General features: G+C 61.0%; 18 protein-coding genes and 1 tRNA gene. 15 read left to right on the top strand and 4 right to left on the bottom strand.

What is annotated here, in order from left to right; genetic code table 11:
* Positions 1-173 precede the first annotated feature (173 nt).
* From NLY36_RS15545 to NLY36_RS15505, 9 genes are all read left to right on the top strand, one after another.
* Positions 174-258, top strand: a tRNA-Leu gene (locus tag NLY36_RS15545).
* 90 nt (positions 259-348) lie between these two features.
* Positions 349-1,629 carry a tyrosine-type recombinase/integrase gene (locus NLY36_RS15540; RefSeq protein WP_023736696.1) on the top strand — a complete coding sequence of 427 codons (1,281 nt, stop codon included), beginning with the start codon at positions 349-351 and terminating at the stop codon, positions 1,627-1,629.
* Between the two features lie 191 nt (positions 1,630-1,820).
* The gene (locus NLY36_RS15535; protein ID WP_023736697.1) at positions 1,821-2,450 is read left to right on the top strand and encodes a hypothetical protein; all 630 of its coding nucleotides are present in this window, start codon (positions 1,821-1,823) and stop codon (positions 2,448-2,450) included.
* Positions 2,451-3,126: 676 nt separating this feature from the next.
* Positions 3,127-3,786: a recombinase family protein gene (locus NLY36_RS15530; RefSeq protein ID WP_023736698.1), complete on the top strand. Its 660-nt coding sequence runs from the start codon at positions 3,127-3,129 to the stop codon at positions 3,784-3,786.
* 301 nt (positions 3,787-4,087) lie between these two features.
* Positions 4,088-4,891, top strand: coding sequence for a ParB/RepB/Spo0J family partition protein (locus tag NLY36_RS15525; RefSeq protein ID WP_023736699.1), 804 nt, complete (start codon positions 4,088-4,090; stop codon positions 4,889-4,891).
* Positions 4,892-4,978: 87 nt separating this feature from the next.
* The gene (locus NLY36_RS15520) at positions 4,979-5,758 is read left to right on the top strand and encodes a hypothetical protein (protein WP_023736700.1); all 780 of its coding nucleotides are present in this window, start codon (positions 4,979-4,981) and stop codon (positions 5,756-5,758) included.
* Positions 5,759-6,251: 493 nt separating this feature from the next.
* Positions 6,252-6,707, top strand: coding sequence for a hypothetical protein (locus tag NLY36_RS15515; protein WP_023736702.1), 456 nt, complete (start codon positions 6,252-6,254; stop codon positions 6,705-6,707).
* 41 nt (positions 6,708-6,748) lie between these two features.
* A complete protein-coding gene (locus NLY36_RS15510) occupies positions 6,749-7,153 on the top strand; it encodes a hypothetical protein (RefSeq protein WP_023736703.1) in 405 nt (134 codons plus the stop codon).
* 140 nt (positions 7,154-7,293) lie between these two features.
* Entirely contained in the window at positions 7,294-8,133 is an 840-nt protein-coding gene (locus NLY36_RS15505; protein ID WP_031249362.1) for a restriction endonuclease, read from the top strand.
* Positions 8,134-8,395: 262 nt separating this feature from the next.
* Here the strand turns inward: NLY36_RS15505 and NLY36_RS15500 are convergent, their stop codons facing one another.
* From NLY36_RS15500 to NLY36_RS15490, 3 genes are all read right to left on the bottom strand, one after another.
* Positions 8,396-8,740, bottom strand: a complete 345-nt coding sequence (locus NLY36_RS15500) for a low affinity iron permease family protein (RefSeq protein ID WP_023672069.1) — start codon at positions 8,738-8,740, stop codon at positions 8,396-8,398.
* 198 nt (positions 8,741-8,938) lie between these two features.
* The gene (locus tag NLY36_RS15495) at positions 8,939-9,247 is read right to left on the bottom strand and encodes a DUF1236 domain-containing protein (RefSeq protein WP_023672071.1); all 309 of its coding nucleotides are present in this window, start codon (positions 9,245-9,247) and stop codon (positions 8,939-8,941) included.
* Between the two features lie 48 nt (positions 9,248-9,295).
* Positions 9,296-9,526, bottom strand: coding sequence for a hypothetical protein (locus tag NLY36_RS15490; protein ID WP_033001362.1), 231 nt, complete (start codon positions 9,524-9,526; stop codon positions 9,296-9,298).
* Positions 9,527-9,732: 206 nt separating this feature from the next.
* Here NLY36_RS15490 and NLY36_RS15485 point away from each other — a divergent pair, with 206 nt between their 5' ends.
* The 6 genes from NLY36_RS15485 (at position 9,733) to NLY36_RS15460 (ending at position 16,549) form a co-directional block, all read left to right on the top strand.
* A complete protein-coding gene (locus tag NLY36_RS15485; protein WP_023698077.1) occupies positions 9,733-10,032 on the top strand; it encodes a DUF1236 domain-containing protein in 300 nt (99 codons plus the stop codon).
* 74 nt (positions 10,033-10,106) lie between these two features.
* On the top strand, positions 10,107-10,313 hold the full coding sequence (locus tag NLY36_RS15480) for a hypothetical protein (RefSeq protein WP_023698078.1): 207 nt from the start codon (positions 10,107-10,109) through the stop codon (positions 10,311-10,313).
* A 17-nt stretch (positions 10,314-10,330) separates the two neighbouring features.
* Positions 10,331-10,600: a hypothetical protein gene (locus NLY36_RS15475; RefSeq protein WP_156933261.1), complete on the top strand. Its 270-nt coding sequence runs from the start codon at positions 10,331-10,333 to the stop codon at positions 10,598-10,600.
* A gap of 554 nt (positions 10,601-11,154) precedes the next feature.
* Positions 11,155-14,346, top strand: coding sequence for an amino acid permease (locus NLY36_RS15470; protein ID WP_084026263.1), 3,192 nt, complete (start codon positions 11,155-11,157; stop codon positions 14,344-14,346).
* A gap of 233 nt (positions 14,347-14,579) precedes the next feature.
* Positions 14,580-16,244 carry an FAD-dependent oxidoreductase gene (locus NLY36_RS15465; protein ID WP_023736705.1) on the top strand — a complete coding sequence of 555 codons (1,665 nt, stop codon included), beginning with the start codon at positions 14,580-14,582 and terminating at the stop codon, positions 16,242-16,244.
* Positions 16,244-16,549 carry a UBP-type zinc finger domain-containing protein gene (locus tag NLY36_RS15460; protein ID WP_023672079.1) on the top strand — a complete coding sequence of 102 codons (306 nt, stop codon included), beginning with the start codon at positions 16,244-16,246 and terminating at the stop codon, positions 16,547-16,549. The genes NLY36_RS15465 and NLY36_RS15460 overlap by 1 nt, the downstream gene beginning before the upstream one ends.
* 39 nt (positions 16,550-16,588) lie before the next feature.
* On the opposite strand, the gene NLY36_RS15455 is transcribed toward NLY36_RS15460, so the two are convergent.
* On the bottom strand, positions 16,589-16,780 hold the full coding sequence (locus NLY36_RS15455) for a hypothetical protein (RefSeq protein WP_196814852.1): 192 nt from the start codon (positions 16,778-16,780) through the stop codon (positions 16,589-16,591).
* Positions 16,781-16,853: the final 73 nt, after the last annotated feature.

The raw sequence follows: 16,853 nt of genomic DNA, 5'->3' as shown, positions 1-16,853 counted from the left end.
CTGGCGAAAATTCATCGATGAGAGCGCCCCTCTCCCCGTCACCGTACGGGGAGAGGATGCCGGCAGGCAGGTGAGGGGCGGCGCTGACCCCCGGGAAACTAAGCCGGCAGGCAGCGGCCCTCGAAAAAGCGCGTTGACACATATCGTTTGCCCGCTTACATGAGCCCGCACCAGCCCAGATGGCGGAATTGGTAGACGCGCACGGTTCAGGTCCGTGTTCCGCAAGGAGTGGAGGTTCGAGTCCTCTTCTGGGCACCATCTATCCCACGCAAACGCGTGAAATCCAAGGAAATCAAGGCGTTGAGCGTCCCCGGAGGTCCACTTAAAGGTCCCTCTGGAGGCTCACCCTTGGACATCAATCTCCCCTACGTTCATCAACCCTCCGGCAAGGCGCACTATCGCTATCGGCGGAAGGTGCCCAACTTCCTGAGACCGGCGCTTGGAAAGGCGTGGATCATTCTCCCCCTTGGCAAGACGCCCGCTGAGGTGGTGCGACATTACGACCACGCTCACAAGCAGGCCGAGACCGAGTTGAAGGCGGCAATGAAGGGCCAGCCCACGAAGGCCCAGCCCAAGACCAAGCTTGAAAGCTACCAATGGGCGACACGACAAATTGCCGAATGGGGACCGATGAGTGCAGACGCGGCTGAGGCGTTGGCCGACCATCTGGAGGAGACCGGGCAGGGTGACCTTTACCGGGCCTTGGTCGTGCCAGATCGGAAGCCCGAACCGACGCTTGCCGATGCCGTGAAGCTCTACCTGAAAGACAGGGTCGAGGGGACGCCCGACGAGACCAAGAAGCGGCAGCGCGTCGAGCGGGTGCAAGGCCACGTCGAAAAAGCTCTGAACCGGGGTGATCCGCAGATCAGATCGCTGACGCGGACTGACGCCAGGGAGGTCAGGGACCACATGCTCGCTGATGGCGACATGGCCCCCGCGACGGTACATCGCTACCTGAACGACCTTCGGGCGATCATCACATACGGCATCAAGGAGCTTGATCTTAGAGACGCGACCAATCCGTTCAACGGGCTGGAGGTCAAGAAGCAGACGCTGGCTAAGGAAGACCGGAAGCCTTTCTCCGAGGCTCAACTCAAGGCAGCCAGGGCGCGGGTACTGGGCCACGCTTCGGTCGACCTTCAACGTATCTGGCGGATGCTGGAGCAAACCGGATGCCGGCTGGCGGAAGTGACCGGGCTCATGGTGGAAGACGTTCACCTTGACGGGGATTTCCCTTATCTCGACCTCAGGTTTCACCCGCACAGGCGCTTGAAGAACGCCGGCAGTGTGCGCCGGGTGCCACTGGTTGGGGAGGCGCTCAAGGCCGCTCAGGAGGCCCGCGAGGCGGCTGGAGACCACGCCATGCTGTTCCCAGCCTACGCCCGAGAAGGTGGCGCTACGGCAGCCTCACAGGTCCTGATGAAGCATGTTCGCAAGGTCGTGACCGACCCGAAGGTGACGGTGCACTCGCTGCGACACACGCTCAAGGACAATCTGGTCAGGACTGACGCAACAGAGGCAGTTCAGAACATGATCTTGGGTCACTCGTCGGGTGCCGTCAGTGAGGCTTATGGTGGGCCTGAAGCGAGGCTGGAGGTGGCAAAGCGAGCCCTCCAGCGAGCTATTTAAGGCCCTGAGAGGAGATGGTTAGCCTGAGCCAACGCATCCGAACTGCACAGCCCCACTGCATCTACTGCGGAGGGGTGGCGCCCGGCGACGACATAGACCATGTTCCGCCAACGGGCCTGTTCGATGGGGCATGGCGACCAAAGGGTGGAGAAGTCACGGTCTGCAAATCCTGCCACACCGGAACCCGCGAAATGGACGATGTGGCAGCCTTCGCCAGCCGGTTTTATCCGAACCCCGAGACCGACACCCAAAGAGCTGACATGCAGCGTTCCATTCGGTCGTTCGTTAGGAACTATCCGCATTTGGTTGCCGAGGCGGGTCGGCCTCAACCCTACAAGCAGATTGAAGGCGCAGGGACGTTTCGTATCGGCCCCCTCATGAACTCCGTCATGACAACGTTTGCGGCTCGCATTGGGCTCGCACTCCACCATCGCCTGACCCGCGAAATCATCCGGCCGGGCGGGGGCGTCGTTGCAAAGTGGTTCACTAACCACCAACGGTTCGAGGGTCGGCTTCCCGACGATTTCCTGCAAACCTTGGGGCCTGGCTACACGATGGTTCAAGGGACAAAAGGGGTTGGTGACCAGTTCAGCTTCGCCTTCTCCAAGGGAAGCGATCATGGTGTGACAGGGTATTGGGCGACGTTTCGACACTCATTCGCAACAATGGCTTTCGTGTCGCAGTCTACTTCGGACTTCCCGACCGCGCAGCCTGTCGACATTCACAGACCGGGTTTCCTGCAGGGGTACACGGTCAAGCGCTTGGGAGAGTGGCCCGGCCTAAATGGACTGCCGTTCTACCATTCCTATTGGTTCAAATAGGTGACGCTCCGGTAGGGCTCCCCCAATTCTGAAGCTCTCCGGCGTGACCACGCAGTCAACCCACGCGATGACATCGGCACCAACGCAGGTCCGCTCCACTCCCGGCTCAGGGCGGTCAAAGCGCGCGACTAGCGGCTGTGTGAATGGGGCCTTGGCTCTGTGGTTCAAATGACCCTCAACGATCTTCTCGAACCAGAAGCCATCAAAGCGGCAGACTAAGGTGCGGAGCAAGGGGACCCGCTGGTCCTTGTTAAGGGAAGACTGTTGCACGAGCATGTTGTGCAGCCGCTTCATCTTACCGGCGTCGTAGGCTTCGACAACGATTTCAAGCCAACCGGGTGCGAGGTGGGTCGACAAGCTCCATCCACTGTACAAGTCCGTTCTCCCCTTTCGGTCGAGGCCATTCTACATCAGGGCGTTTCTCGAAATCCTGAATGAGGGTCGCTATAAAATTGCAGAAATTTCCTTATGGGTGATCGGATAACAGGCACGCGCGCCGCCCCCCCTTACCCGGTCAGGTTCTATCGAAGAGCCCAGACCAGCGGCGCGGACGACTGAGCCTTCCACTAGCACAGGGCAACAGCCCCAACGCACCCGACCTCATCAAATCCCTTGATTTCGCCTATGGCATTGACTATCGTATGGCATTGCTGCTGCACAGCCATAAGGATGAGCCATGAATGTCTATGGGTACTGCCGCGTTTCGACCTTTGAGCAGGCCAACTCAGGCGAGAGCCTTGAGACCCAGAAGCGGGCAATCGAAGGCTATGCCATGATGAAGGGCTGGACCATCGCCGAGACGTTTGTTGAAGCGGGCGTATCTGGGTCGATCCCGTTGGCCGACCGTCCAGAGGGTCAGCGCATGTTGGCCGGGACGGCATCAGGCGACATCATCATCACTCCGAAGCTCGACCGCATGTTCCGCAATGCGACCGATGCGCTGGTAACGCTGGAGGAGCTGAAGGGCTCCAAGGTCGAGTTGCACATGCTGGACCTTGGTGGCGACGTATGTGGGAACGGCATTTCCAAGCTGGTGTTCACGATCCTGTCAGCCGTGGCCGAGAACGAGCGAGACCGCATAAGGGAACGCATCAGGGACGTTAAGCGCAGCATGGCTTCCCGTGGCCTCTACAACGGCGGCAAGAAGCCTTTCGGGTTTGATGTCGTGGGAGAGGCTAAGGACAAGCGGCTGGTGCCGAATGAGGCAGAGCAGGCCACCCTCGCCAAGATGGTCGCGATGCGCAACGACGGGGCGAGCTTCAACAAGATTGGCGCTGCGGTCGGTATGGACATGAAGACTGTCAGCCGCATCCTCGCGAGGCAGGCAGCCGAATAAGGCCTCCACTACCACCTACGAAGGCGAATAGGTTGCCCACTGGCACCTACGCAACGCACAGCAGCAGCGCGGCAAATCGAATAAGGCCCCCACTAGGTCTACGAAACGCGCCTTTCCCAGATCGACCATCCTGTGCAGACCCGACAGGCACCCTCGTTGCTCCTTCCGGGGAGACTTGAAGGTGTCGCCGGGGTGGTCGGTCTTGGTGAGGTGCGAGCCCGCGAATGTTCAGGCGCGTGTCTGCCTATCCGTGCATTTCCCGGTGGACAGGTGTCCGAGACCCCAACAACAAGGAGCGAGAATGAGTGCAGGAGAGCAACTCCTGGAATTGACCGATCAGTTCACCGCAAGGCCGGCTTCAGGTGCCACAACAGGCCCACCAGAACTGCGCATTGAGATCATCGAGACGATGCCGGAATTGTTCCAGCCGAGGGGCGGGATCAGCGAGCGGCATGTGTCGGACCTGATCAAGGCAATCAAGGCAGTCGGAGCCCTCGACCCGGTCACCGTGATGGTGGTCGGGAACAGGACCATCCTAATCGACGGGCACCATCGGGTTGAAGCCTATGGGGCTGCTAAGTGGGCCGATCCGGTGCCCGTCAGGTACTTCGGCGGGACGCCTGAAGAGGCCGTTCTGGTGGCTGGCGAGGCCAACTCCAAGGCCAAGCTGCCGATGGACAACACTGACCGGCAGAACTTCGCGTGGCGGCTGGTGCTAATTGACAAGCACAGCAAGGCGGCGGTGGCGAAGTCTTCGGGCATATCGGAAGCCCAAGTGTCTATCATGCGGCGCGCCAAGAAGACCCTAGGGGAACAGGCCGGGGACCATAAGTCGTGGTTTCGGGCTCGACTTGCGGCGAATGGCAAGGATCAGGCTTTGAACGATGACGATGAACAGGAGAAATGGATGGAAGCCGTTGCCGAGAGATACGCCGACGAGTTGACTAAGCGGTTCTCGACCAAGCTGGCGTTGAACCCCGAAATCGCGGCTAGGGCGTTGTCGAGATACTTCGGGCGGAAGCTGCCGGAAGTCTACGGGTTCCTTAGGGAGCATGTAGGCGAGGACGACAGAAGGGCCATTGAGGTCGAGAATGAGGACTTCTGAAGCCCCGCCTGTGTAATCACTAGGCTATGCAATTTATACAGGGCGCTCCAACCGGGGCGCTCTTTCCACATCAACACGAAGGAGACGATGAGCCCAGATGAGAAAGCGTTGGTCACGCTGCGGACGCCCGGATGGGACCCGAACGACCACCTAGATCGATACGTCACCCATGGGGCCGTTACGGCGTTCATGGCGCAATACCTCGACCGACACCCAGACGGCACCTCGACCATTGAGGATGACCCCGTGCGGGGCTGGCGCGGGCTGGTGAGCGAGACCGGCAGTTGTGTCTATTGCCCGACCGCGTTCCAGATCATGCAGGCGCATAACGACGCCGTGGGGCTGACTGACCGGGAAGTGGTGTTCTTGGTCATGACCTCGACCGAGGTTGAGAGCTTCACCCAAGCGGATTGGGACGCCATGGTCACCGGCAAGATTGCCGAGGCGAAGGCCCGCCAGGACGACGACAGGCGAGGCAAGCGGCATAAGCTCGACCACGACGAGAGGGCAGAGCGGGGGGGCCGGGAAAGGCTGACGCTCGACCAAATACGGGGCCAGCGGATAACGCCCGACGAAGCTCTTTCACAGCGCGCCAAGATGCGCCGAACGAAATCACTGAAAGCAGCAAAGGAGCGAAGGAAATCGAGACGAATGATAGCGCAAGGCATCGTGGTCCAGCCGAGCAAGGATGAGTGGCGGACGATGAGCCCGACCGACGTCAAGCAATACCACCAGACGATTGACCGGCTGGTTGCCATGGGCACCCTCGACCCGTTCGCGGTGGACGAGATCGAGAACCCCGAGGGTTCGCCGATTGCGTATCTCTACCGAATGGGTCGGATGACCGCCAAGGGTGACCGGACATGACGCCGGAGCAGATCAAGCGGCGGGATTGGGTGGCCACATATCCGACGCGGGAGGCGGCTCTTGCCTTGGTCGAGTGGATCAGGGCCGACGACTGGGAAACCGTCTCCGAGCTGGATCGAAGGCTGCCGGGGATTGGCATCGAATGGACCCAGTGCTTCAACACGGCAGCCGAGCGATGCTTTGAGGTATATGGCTATCCCGCCTTGGACGTGGTGACAATCGCGAGGCGTATTGCCGAGGTCACGACGAGGCCTGCAGCGCCCCGCAGAGTGACCACCGGAGCCAGCGACGAGCTTCCCGGGCCGCCAGCCCCAGCCAGACCTAGCGCGCGTCCTGAGGGCGCTGTGACGACCACCTACGGGTTCACCCCACGGGGCTAACGCTCAGTCGCTATACCATCCCCCACCAACTGGCTGGTGGGTAACAGCAGCACCCTGCATCAGACGGGCAGGCAGCGCAAAAAACCAATTCAAATCAACCAGAAGGAACGAGAATGACCCATTACGACGACAACCCGAACAAGTATCAAACCGACAACACGACCGTAGCCAAGGCCATGTTCCGGGCGCAAGAAGCAGAGCAGGCAGCCAACGAGGCGAAGCAGGCAGCCCTTGCAGAGCAGGCCAAGGAAGAGGCCTTCAAGGCTGACATTGCCCACCGGACGGAACTTGGTCTCAGAGCCAACCAGCAGCTTAATGCAAAACGGAGCGGCTTCAACACCGGGCAGGCGCTCAATGAAGGTCAGCAGGCCAGAGCAGCGGCGGCCAATGCCAGCGCATTCAACGCGGCACCTCAGGCCCTTGTCGACCAGCTTCCGGTGACAATCGGCGGCATTCAGCTTGGACCACAGCAGGCCAAGGACATGCTTGCCCGTGGCGAGATCAGGCAGGCCGATTACGTCGCGGCTGTGAATGTGGCGTTGAAGCCATACGGCTCGTCTTTCAGGTAACCACGGGGGCCGAGAGTGATGGGGCGGTTGATGCCGCTCCGTTGCCCACCGTGGATGACAAGACTGGCGAGGACAAGGCGTTAGACCTCGACACCGCCGACCCTGCCGAGATCGAGGCGATTGCAGATCAGGCGATCACAACGTTCAACGAGACAGTGGACCGTGACACGGCTGAACTGATCGTGGCCAAGTTCACCCTTGACGGGACGCTCGACGCCAACGTCGTCGGGGTCGATCAGCAGACCCTCGACGCGACCGTGAAGGCGTTCGAGAACCGTATGACGAGCGAATGCTTGGCACCTGTCGGGCTCACCCTCAACGACTACCTCGACTGCTGCGACGAGGCAGACCTTCCGGCGATCCGCTCACTTGTCGTCAGGGGCGATTTCAAGACCATCGCGGAACACGCCCAGCGCATCCGAACTGCACTCAATAACCAAGGATGACGACATACCCTGCCCCCGATGCATCGCCCCAAGAGGTGTGTCGGGGGTGGGCCTTTTGAACAACTGACCCGCCATTCGGTTGTGGGGCTTGCTCGCGTCCGGTGCATCCGTGTACACGATGGCAAGGAGGGGACGATAAGATGGTATTAGTGCCGGCCTATAGTCAGATGTTGTGGCCCACGATCACCGCGCTGAAAGAGCTTGGTGGGTCCGCGACCAACGATGAGTTGCTTACGAAAGTCATCGAGGTAATGCATCTCCCCTTGGAGGTGCAAAACGTCCCACACACGGACGGGCGACAGTCGAAGGTCGGTTACAACCTTCATTGGTCGAAGACTTACCTCAAGAAGGCTGGGTACGTGGACAACAGCGTCCGTGGTGTGTGGGCGCTAACCGACGCCGGGGAGGAAGTTACCGAGGCTGTAGTAGCTCAGGTTCCTTCGATAGTCCGAAAGATGGACACCGAAGCGCGGAAAGTCGCGCCGGTGAGCAGTGAGGAACCCGCCACCGACGTGCTCGACATCAACTGGAAAGACCAACTGCTAGACTGTCTGAAGAAGATCCCGCCAGATGCGTTTGAACGACTGTCTCAGCGGCTGCTGCGTGAGGCCGGCTTCATCAAGGTCGAGGTAACGGGCCGCGCTGGGGATGGTGGTATTGATGGCATCGGGGTTCTGAGATTGAACCTCCTTTCCTTCCAGGTCCTGTTTCAATGCAAGCGGTATAGCGGTTCGGTAGGACCCAGCACGATCCGCGACTTCCGGGGCGCGATGGTCGGGCGTAGCGACAAAGGATTGTTGATTACCACAGGCACCTTCACTGCCGAGGCGAAGAAGGAGGCCACACGCGACGGAGCGCCGGCGATAGAGTTGATTGATGGCGAGCAGCTTTGCGACCTCCTGAAACAACTCAAGCTCGGGGTCTCGACGGAGATGGTTGAGAAGGTTTTGGTTGACCCTAGCTGGTTCAGCAGGGTGTGAACCGGGGCTTGACCGAGGTCCACCGATCAGCCATCTTAGAGGTCCACCGAAGCAGGACCCTCCGGAGACACTCACACGCTTCAACTTCTTGGCATGTAAGGCTTAGAGCCAGATAGGCAGGCGGTTCGATACTGCCGCGTTACGCCTCTTCTGGGCACCAAATTCCCGTTTCGGATAAATCCGAAATGATTTAGACGCGAAGCAAAAAAGCCCGGTTTCCCGGGCTTTTTTGCTGATGGATGACAGATAGTCCGGCGGAGGGTCAATGCGGCGGGCGAACCGCTTTCATTGCTTCTTCTTCGAGTGTCTGGAGCTTCTCCCGAATCTCCTCCGGCTCGGCATGCTCCAAGCCGACGACATCGTTTCTGGTCTCATTCAGCGAAACGATAATCTCATCAAGCTTGGCGTGAATGGCGGCCGTGTCGCGGTAACCCTGGATCAGTACAACGCCGGTGATCACGATGGCCGCTACCGACAATGCGTAGGTGACCACATTCGTCAGGCCGAATGGCACCAACGCAGTACAGAGCAGCATGGCTACAAGAAGGACATAGAAGCCCGGTGGCCGGGATAGAAAGTCGCCCATCACAAACAGGAAGCGATTCATATCAAGGCCGCGGTCAAAAATGCCACGAGTGCGGTGACGGCTACGCAAATTGGAATTGCCGCGAGTAAGGCAGCTTCCAGGACCCAAGTTTCCTTGTCGCTAAACATCAGACATCCTCCCGTTGAGAAAAGGCTGCCCGTAGACTTTCACAGGGCAGCCACAGCCCGCCGCTCCAGACCGGAGCGGCGGGCTCGCGCGTTATTCGATGATCTGCACGACCTTGCGCGTGTCGGGATCGACGAGAACCGCATGATCTCCGACAACCGTATACTTGTAGCGGACATCCGGAACGTCGATTGCGTGGAGCTCGACAGTGTCTGGAAGTGCCGTGCCGACATTGAGTTCGACGCCGAGCAAACTGACTGATGCCAGCTTTTGCTTATGGATATATTCGCGAACGACCGTCTGTTGTTCGGGCTTGAGAACAATAACGTCCTCGGCAAACGAGGTGCCGATGCCCGCCATAAGGACGAGGGCGCCGGCGGCGCTGACGAAATATCTGGTCATGGGAATTTCCTTTTCATAGGTCAGTTCGGAAGCGTGGATGCGAGCAGATCAGCCGCCACTCGCAGGGGCTGGGGCAGGTGCCGCAGGCTTTGCGGGTGCAGCCGGAGCTTCCACCTTTGGCGCTTCAACCTTGACGTTGATATCCTTGCCGCCGTCGCCGCGGATATTGATGACGCCGGTAAAAATAAGCAATACTACGACTGCAATAAGTGCAAGAACAACAGCAATCGCAGTGCCGCCGCCACCCCCAGAATTAACAACAGTTGGGCCGTCGGCCATGTGTTCCTCTCCTGTTTTATTTAGTTGCATTTGGGAAACGCCTGCCCCGCTTGAACGTTCCGCCTCGGGACTTGGGTCTTAGCTGATATCCGACTTTGGTCTGGTTCGCCGCGGACTGAAGTCCCAGGAACAATCTGGCTGATCTCAAGTTCGGTCCCTCGGCGAACAGGCGTGGTGCCGTCGCCGGATTACGCGAGGAGAAAACCATGAAAATCCACTTTGCAAGTGCTGCTGCAGGCTTGTTGCTTTTGGCTGGCGTCGGCGGCGCCGCAGCTCAGGATGTCGTCATCACACCGGAGCAGGATACGGTCGTCCGCGAATATGTGAAAAAGCAGCCGCTTGCTTCGGTGAAGATCCCGGGCGTGGAGCTGAACGTCGGCAGTGCCTTGCCTGATACGGTCGAGCTGCACGAAGTTCCCAACGTCAAATACCGCTATGTCGTGGTCGACAACCGCACCGTCCTGGTCGACCCCGGCACCCGGAAAATTGTGAAGGTCTACGACTGATCGAATAGCTGCAGCCCGCCGCCGACCATGGCGGCGGGCCGCGGATTTAACATTGCGCTCCAGGATGATCGAAGATGATCGATGACGTCGAGACATCGCCAGCCCTCGATGCCCGCCTGGGTTCGCTCAGGGCGAGAATGCGCGATGCGCGCATAACAGAGGCCGACATGAAGACCTTTCAGAAAGTCGCATCCATCATGGTTGGCGGCAGTGGCCGCATCAGCGGCGATGACCTGATTGCAGCTTCGTTCGTCCTCGAGGACCAGCCGGAAGGCTTGTAAGGGCGAAGTACTCACGTGTGCAGGCTCCCGCAACGCTGATCCCAAGTGTTCTGGTGCTGAACACATTCCTGCTGCGGGCCGGCGTCGAAGGCGTGCCCGCTGGCGAGGTCGCGTCGCGCTCAAGCATCGTCCAGAACACCATGTCGCTGCATGTGAAGATACCCGGCCATGCGAGCCGATGCCGGCGCCGTATCAGCGCGGCCGGCAGAACAGGCAGGCCGGTCCAGAGCGTCGCCACGCCTATGGTCACAAATGTCACCGAGGCCAGTTTGGTCCAGATCGGATGATGGTAGCGGGCGATCGCCATCTCGACCGTACGGGCGCCGGCCTGGGAAGGACCCACCAGCGCGCCGAGGCCGACCGCCGCGCCCAGCGTGGTCGGCGCGCTGTTTACCCTGCAACGCGCGGCTATGCGGCGTGCTCGCACAAGTTAGCTCCAACTTGAGGCACGGCGTGAAGTCTCGGTGCTTGCCCCCACGATGGCGAGGTACGAAGTCAAAGGCGGTCACGCTCCGCAATCACGAGATTTGTCGATAATAAGCGATATTAGGCTGTATTCGCGACTATTCGATCGCTCTTCCATAGTGGGCGATTAGATAAAATTGGAAATGATATCCCGGATCGGAGGAGATCGAGCCATTCGGACCGGCATCAGCATGATTGAACCGCAGCCACCGGAAGTTGACAGTGATCATCAGCGGGATCGGATTTGGTACGAAGTCTTAATACGTCTCACCTAAGGTCCAACTTTGACTTCGGGAGCGCGACGTTCGACAGACATATCTCCGCAGGTTACATTCGCCAGTCAGACAGCGCTCCGCACTCGAATGGATGTCTCTGAATGCCGGGCCTCACGCCTTCACGACCGCACCCGAGAACCTTGGGATGGATGGGCACGACAGCGCTCGCCATGGGTGGCAGCAATCAAAGCCTGTTTCTGATTGCCGCCCTTTTTGTCGGCCAGGGGAATATTCCCGGTCAAGGAAGCGCTGCGGTTCCTTTGCTCGTTGTTGGTCTGCTTCTAAGCTGGGCCGCCGCGCCTGCGTGGACCGAATTGGTTCTCATGTGGCCAAACCGCGTCGGCGGTATCTCTGCAGCGTGCGCCGAAGCCTTCCGACCTTACAGTCCCGTTCTCTCGGCTCTGACGGGCACCTGCTATTGGTGGGGTTGGGTGCCGACCTGCGGACTGACAGCGGTTCTTTCAGCGTCTGCAATCCAGCAATGGTACCTGCCGGGCCTCCCCGTGGAGGCGGTCGCCTGCGGGCTTATCGCATTCTTTACGACGGTGAACCTGTGTGGAATCAAGTGGGTGGTCCAACTGGCGATCCCGATCGCCACGGCCTCCGCGACGCTTGCGTTTCTCTCATCCCTCGTACCGGTCATCAGTGGCTCGGTCGACTGGCGGCAGGCGACGGATTTTGCCCTGACCAGCCCGTTTACCGGCCTGTTCGGCGACATCACGTCGGTGATGGCGGGACTGTATCTGATCGGGTTTGCCGCACCGGCATTTGAGGCTGCAGCCTGCCATGTTGGCGAAACCATCGATCCCAACCGCAACATTCCTCTGGCGATGTGGGCCAGCGCCGCAATGGCGGGCGTCTATTTCCTGGTCCTGCCGGTTGTCTGGCTGGGTGTGCTCGGACCGGAGCCGCTCGGCACCGACCTCGCCATAGCTCTCGGGCCCACCTTTGCGCCCTTGTTGGGGAGTTTCGGCAAGGCGGCCGCCATCTGGCTCATCATGCTGAACATGTTCCATGGAACGTTGCAGCCATTGGCAGGCGCCGCGCGGACCCTTGCGCAGCTGAGCGAAGACGGCCTGCTGCCGAGCTTCCTGGCCAGGCGCACCTCAACAGATTGTCCCTGGGCGGCAACGCTGCTCACAGCTGCCGCGGCAATCGGCTTCATGCTGTGCGGGTATCCGCTCTGGATGATCGCCGCGGCCAATTTTACGTACCTGATCAGCATCTGCATGCCAAACATCGCAGTCTGGCTCTTGCGCCGTGACAGTCCCGAAGCCGAGCGACCCTTCCGGGCTCCCAGGGGAACGATCATCCTTGGCGTAGGCGCGGCTGCAATATGGCTGTTGACCGCCATACTGGGATTTCAGCAATTTGGCCTTCCTACCGTCCTGTTCGGTCTGGCTTTGGCATATTCGGGTGCTGCGCTATACGCCTGGCGCACGATGGAGGATCGATACGCACTCGGTCTACCCTTGCTGCCACATACGCTTCACCTGAAGCTTACCGGAGCCATGCTTTTTGTGCTCGTGCTTGACGGTGCCGGCTATTTCCTGGCGATCGGCAGCGTTCCCCAAGGCGACACTTCATTGGTCGCCGCGCTGGAGGACATTTTTGTCGTTGTCGCGCTGCTGACCATCAGCGTTGGCCTGATCTTGCCGGGGATGATCACCCATTCGGCGACCGAGGTGAGCAACGCGGCAAAGCGTCTGACATCCGGAACGCTGAAGGATTTCTCTCTTGCCATGGTCGCCCTGGGGCGGGGAGACCTCGCTGCGGCGCATGCCTCCGTGAATATCATGCCGGTTACGGTAAACTCTCGTGACGAACTTGGAGAGATGGCCGAAAGTTTCAACCTGCTCCAGGACAAGGTGAGGGAAGCCGCCCACGGCCTGGACGACGCGCGCGAGAACATGAACGTAGCGCGCACCGAACTGATGGCACGGCACGAGGAAATCGCGCATCTCGCGCACCACGATCCGCTTACCGGCCTGGCGAACCGAGCCGCGCTTGCAGCACACCTGGCCACGACGCTCGAGCGTGCAAAAGCAACGCACGCCAGCTTTGCCGTCTTCAGCATCGACCTTGACCATTTTAAAGAGGCGAACGACGTTTTCGGGCACGCCGCCGGCGACGATCTGCTTTGCACCATTTCCCGGCGTCTCCAAACCGCGGCGCCTGAGGCCTTTATCGCGCGCATGGGCGGCGACGAATTCACGGTTGTCCTGGCCATGGATGACCGGTCCGCGAGTGCCAAGGACGTTGCGGACCGTCTGTTCGAATCGGCGGCAGGCAAATTCGAAATCCGGGGCCAGCACATTTCGATCGGGGTGAGCATCGGGGCGGCGATCTATCCGAAAGACGGAGAGAATGCAGCGGCGCTGATGGCAAATGCCGACGCAGCGCTCTACCGGGCCAAGGCGGACGGTCGTCGGATGGTGCAATTCTTCGATCCTGAGATGGATAAGCGGCTAAGAGAGCGCTACGCCTTGCAGCGAGATTTGCGCTCTGCGGTCGCCCATGGCGAACTTGTGCTTCATTATCAGCCGCAAGCCAGGATGGACGGCGAAATTTTCGGCTTCGAGGCACTCGCCCGATGGCACCATCCAAAGCATGGGCTCATCTCCCCGAACGCGTTTGTCTCGCTTGCCGAACAGGATGGCACGATCGTTGAGATAGGTGAATGGACGCTCAGGCAGGCGTGCAGAGACGCGGCCTCCTGGCCCTCACCGCTGCAGATCGCCGTCAACCTCTCTCCCGTGCAGTTCCGTTTCGGGGACCTGGTAGGCCTCGTTCATTCTATCCTCTACGAGACCGGCCTTGCTCCGGGGCGGCTGGAACTGGAAATCACGGAAGGGGTTCTCATCCGCGACCGGGCAACTGCCTTGTCGGTTTTGCGGAGGTTGAAGGCGTTGGGCGTCAGGGTCTCGATGGATGATTTTGGCACCGGGTATGCCTCGCTGTCCTCGCTGCAGGCGTTTCCATTCGACAAGATCAAGATCGATCGCAGTTTTGTTTCGGGTGTCGGTTCGAATGTCCAATCGGCCGCCATCGTGCGCACGATACTCAGCCTGGGGAATGCGCTGGCCTTGCCTGTCATCGCGGAGGGTGTCGAAACAGAGGACGAGCGTGCCTTCCTGATGAGGGAAGGATGTCCCGAAATCCAAGGATATCTGGTGGGGCGCCCGCATCCGATAGCGCTCTACAAAGATGTGACGAATGGGCTTTCGCCGGGATCTGCCTTCGGGGAGCCCGAGGATACCACCGCACCCCAGGCGCTTGGCGTAACGCGATAGCCGCGGCGCCGTTCGTCGGCGCGCTGCTCCTGCAACACACCGGTGAGCGAGGACTGCCGACGGTACTGCTCGGGCTCGCCCTTATAAAGGTCGCACTGGTCGGCGCGCTGTTTGCCTTGCAGCGCGGGGCCATGCGAAGCATCCGAACCAGATGGCGCGGGAGCCACCTCCCTTCCGGCCAGTCCTCCAACAAACCACTTCAAACCCGGCCGTCTCGGCGCTACGTTCTATCTATGGCCCCACCCACCCAGCCGATCACCGTCACCCGCCGCGACCAGATGTTTCCTATCCTGGGCGACGCCGATATCGAGCGCATGCGCCGGTTCGGCGAGGCGAGTTCCTATGCCGCCGGCGAGCACATCGTCACCGCCGGCACCGTGGCGCCGGGGCTGATCGTCATCCTGTCGGGCACGGTCGATATCACCCAGGATGTCAGGCCCGGCCGGCGCGAGACCATCGTCACTCATGGTCCGGGCAATTTCATCGGCGAGCTGGCGCAGCTTTCCAGCCGGCCGTCGCTGGTCAATGCGGAGGCGGCCGAGCCGGTCGAGGCCTTCGTCATCCCCTCGCAGCGGCTGCGCGACCTGATGGTGCAGGAGGCAAGCCTTGGCGAGCGGATCATGCGGGCGCTGATCCTGCGCCGCGTCGGGCTCCTGGAAAGCGGCAGCAGCGGACCGATCGTCGTAGGTCCGACCGGCAATGGCGACACGCTGCGGCTGCAGGGATTTCTGCGCCGCAGCGGCCAGCCGCACCGCGCGCTCGATTCCGACAGCGACCCGTGCGCCAAGACGCTGATTGAGCATTTTCATGTCGACCCGCACCATCTGCCGATCGTGCTCTGCCCCAACGGCAAGCTGATGCACAATCCCGGCGAAACCGAACTTGCCCGCTGCATCGGCCTGCTGCGGCCGATCGATCCCGACATGGTCTATGACGTCGCCATTGTCGGCGCCGGGCCGGCGGGGCTGGCGGCCGCGGTCTATGCGGCATCCGAAGGGCTGTCGACCATCGTGCTCGATTGCCGCGCCTTCGGCGGCCAGGCCGGCGCCTCCGCGCGCATCGAGAACTATCTGGGTTTCCCCACCGGCATTTCCGGCATGGCGCTGATGGCGCGCGCCTACAACCAGGCGCAGAAATTCGGCGTCGAAATAGTCATCCCGGACGAGGCCAAGCTGCTCGGTGCAGCAGGCGAGGGCTACACGCTTACCGTCGGCGACGGTGAAAGCCTGCGCGCACGCACGGTGGTAATCGCCAGCGGCGCCCGCTACCGCCGCCTCGACATCGCCAAGCTGGCCGAGTTCGAGGGCACGTCGGTGCATTACTGGGCCTCGCCGATCGAAGCGCGGCTATGCACAGGGCAAGAAGTGGCGCTGGTCGGCGCCGGCAATTCGGCGGGGCAGGCGGCCGTCTATCTCGCCAGCCAGGTGCGCAAGGTGACGATGCTGGCGCGCCGCGGCGGCCTCAGGGAAACCATGTCGCGCTATCTGGTCGAGCGTATCGAGGCGCAACCCAACATCGAGGTGCTTGGCGAGACCGAGATCGAGGCGCTGGAAGGCGAAGGCGGCAATCTCACCCAGTTGCGTTGGCGCAACCCCGGCGGCGTCGAGACGCGGCCGATCCAGCATCTCTTCCTGTTCATCGGCGCCGACCCCAACACCGATTGGCTGGCTGGGTGCGATATCGCGCTCGACGCCAGGGGCTTCGTGCGCACCGGCGCCGACATAGGGGCGGGCCAGATGGAGACCAGCCGCAGCGGCGTGTTCGCCATCGGCGACGTGCGCTCCGGCTCGGTCAAGCGGGTCGCCGCCGCCGTCGGCGAAGGCGCCCAGGTGGTGGCTGCCTTGCACGCCTATCTCGCGCGACCCGACGCAGCAGCGCCCGAACTGGCCAGAGCATAATGGATGAATGCAAACACACGCGCGACATCAAGACGGTGACGCCGAGCGCGCTCGGCTGCGAGGAATGCCTGAAGAGCGGCTCGATGTGGGTGCATCTCAGGCTCTGCCGCACCTGCGGCCATGTCGGCTGCTGCGACGACTCGCCCAACCGCCACGCCACCAAGCATTTCCACGCCACCAAGCACCCGATCATCGAAGGCTACGACCCGCCGGAAGGCTGGGCCTGGTGCTTTGTCGACGAGGCGTTCATCGACCTGGAAGGCGACGTGACGCCGCAGAACGGCCCGATCCCGAAGTTTTTCTGAGGCGGCCGTTCCCGGGCAGGCAAGCCGACGGCCGTGCCGCTATTTCACCGAGCCCGTAACCGTGCGGTCGAGGGCGTCGGAACTGTGGTCGTTGCCGGCAAGAGCGGCAATGATCAGAAGGCTGGCGACGACCGGGACAAACAGGATGGCCACGCGGGCCTGCACATAAAAAATGGCGCGCCATTCGCTGCGCTTTTCCGGGTTGTTGTCCATCACACTCACTCTCGCCATGCCTCCCCGGGGCGGGACATAGCGGCGAAGAGTTAAGCAAAAGCTGCTGAATGTGTTAACGCGCGGCGGATTG

Origin of the sequence: Mesorhizobium sp. C399B (genome assembly GCF_030323185.1) — a bacterium.
Lineage (GTDB): Bacteria > Pseudomonadota > Alphaproteobacteria > Rhizobiales > Rhizobiaceae > Mesorhizobium.
Note: the sequence above shows the minus strand (reverse complement) of the source record. Positions and strands in the feature narration are given on the sequence as shown.

What these genes read in the sequence shown, in the direction of transcription:
- NLY36_RS15470 (WP_084026263.1), top strand. Translation starts at nt 11,155, where the DNA reads ATGCCGGGCCTCACGCCTTCACGACCGCACCCGAGAACCTTGGGATGG.
- NLY36_RS15500 (WP_023672069.1), bottom strand. Translation starts at nt 8,740, where the DNA reads ATGAATCGCTTCCTGTTTGTGATGGGCGACTTTCTATCCCGGCCACCG.
- NLY36_RS15480 (WP_023698078.1), top strand. Translation starts at nt 10,107, where the DNA reads ATGATCGATGACGTCGAGACATCGCCAGCCCTCGATGCCCGCCTGGGT.
- NLY36_RS15455 (WP_196814852.1), bottom strand. Translation starts at nt 16,780, where the DNA reads ATGGCGAGAGTGAGTGTGATGGACAACAACCCGGAAAAGCGCAGCGAA.
- NLY36_RS15465 (WP_023736705.1), top strand. Translation starts at nt 14,580, where the DNA reads ATGGCCCCACCCACCCAGCCGATCACCGTCACCCGCCGCGACCAGATG.
- NLY36_RS15515 (WP_023736702.1), top strand. Translation starts at nt 6,252, where the DNA reads ATGACCCATTACGACGACAACCCGAACAAGTATCAAACCGACAACACG.
- NLY36_RS15490 (WP_033001362.1), bottom strand. Translation starts at nt 9,526, where the DNA reads ATGGCCGACGGCCCAACTGTTGTTAATTCTGGGGGTGGCGGCGGCACT.
- NLY36_RS15530 (WP_023736698.1), top strand. Translation starts at nt 3,127, where the DNA reads ATGAATGTCTATGGGTACTGCCGCGTTTCGACCTTTGAGCAGGCCAAC.
- NLY36_RS15460 (WP_023672079.1), top strand. Translation starts at nt 16,244, where the DNA reads ATGGATGAATGCAAACACACGCGCGACATCAAGACGGTGACGCCGAGC.
- NLY36_RS15485 (WP_023698077.1), top strand. Translation starts at nt 9,733, where the DNA reads ATGAAAATCCACTTTGCAAGTGCTGCTGCAGGCTTGTTGCTTTTGGCT.
- NLY36_RS15535 (WP_023736697.1), top strand. Translation starts at nt 1,821, where the DNA reads ATGGACGATGTGGCAGCCTTCGCCAGCCGGTTTTATCCGAACCCCGAG.
- NLY36_RS15495 (WP_023672071.1), bottom strand. Translation starts at nt 9,247, where the DNA reads ATGACCAGATATTTCGTCAGCGCCGCCGGCGCCCTCGTCCTTATGGCG.
- NLY36_RS15520 (WP_023736700.1), top strand. Translation starts at nt 4,979, where the DNA reads ATGAGCCCAGATGAGAAAGCGTTGGTCACGCTGCGGACGCCCGGATGG.
- NLY36_RS15525 (WP_023736699.1), top strand. Translation starts at nt 4,088, where the DNA reads ATGAGTGCAGGAGAGCAACTCCTGGAATTGACCGATCAGTTCACCGCA.
- NLY36_RS15505 (WP_031249362.1), top strand. Translation starts at nt 7,294, where the DNA reads ATGGTATTAGTGCCGGCCTATAGTCAGATGTTGTGGCCCACGATCACC.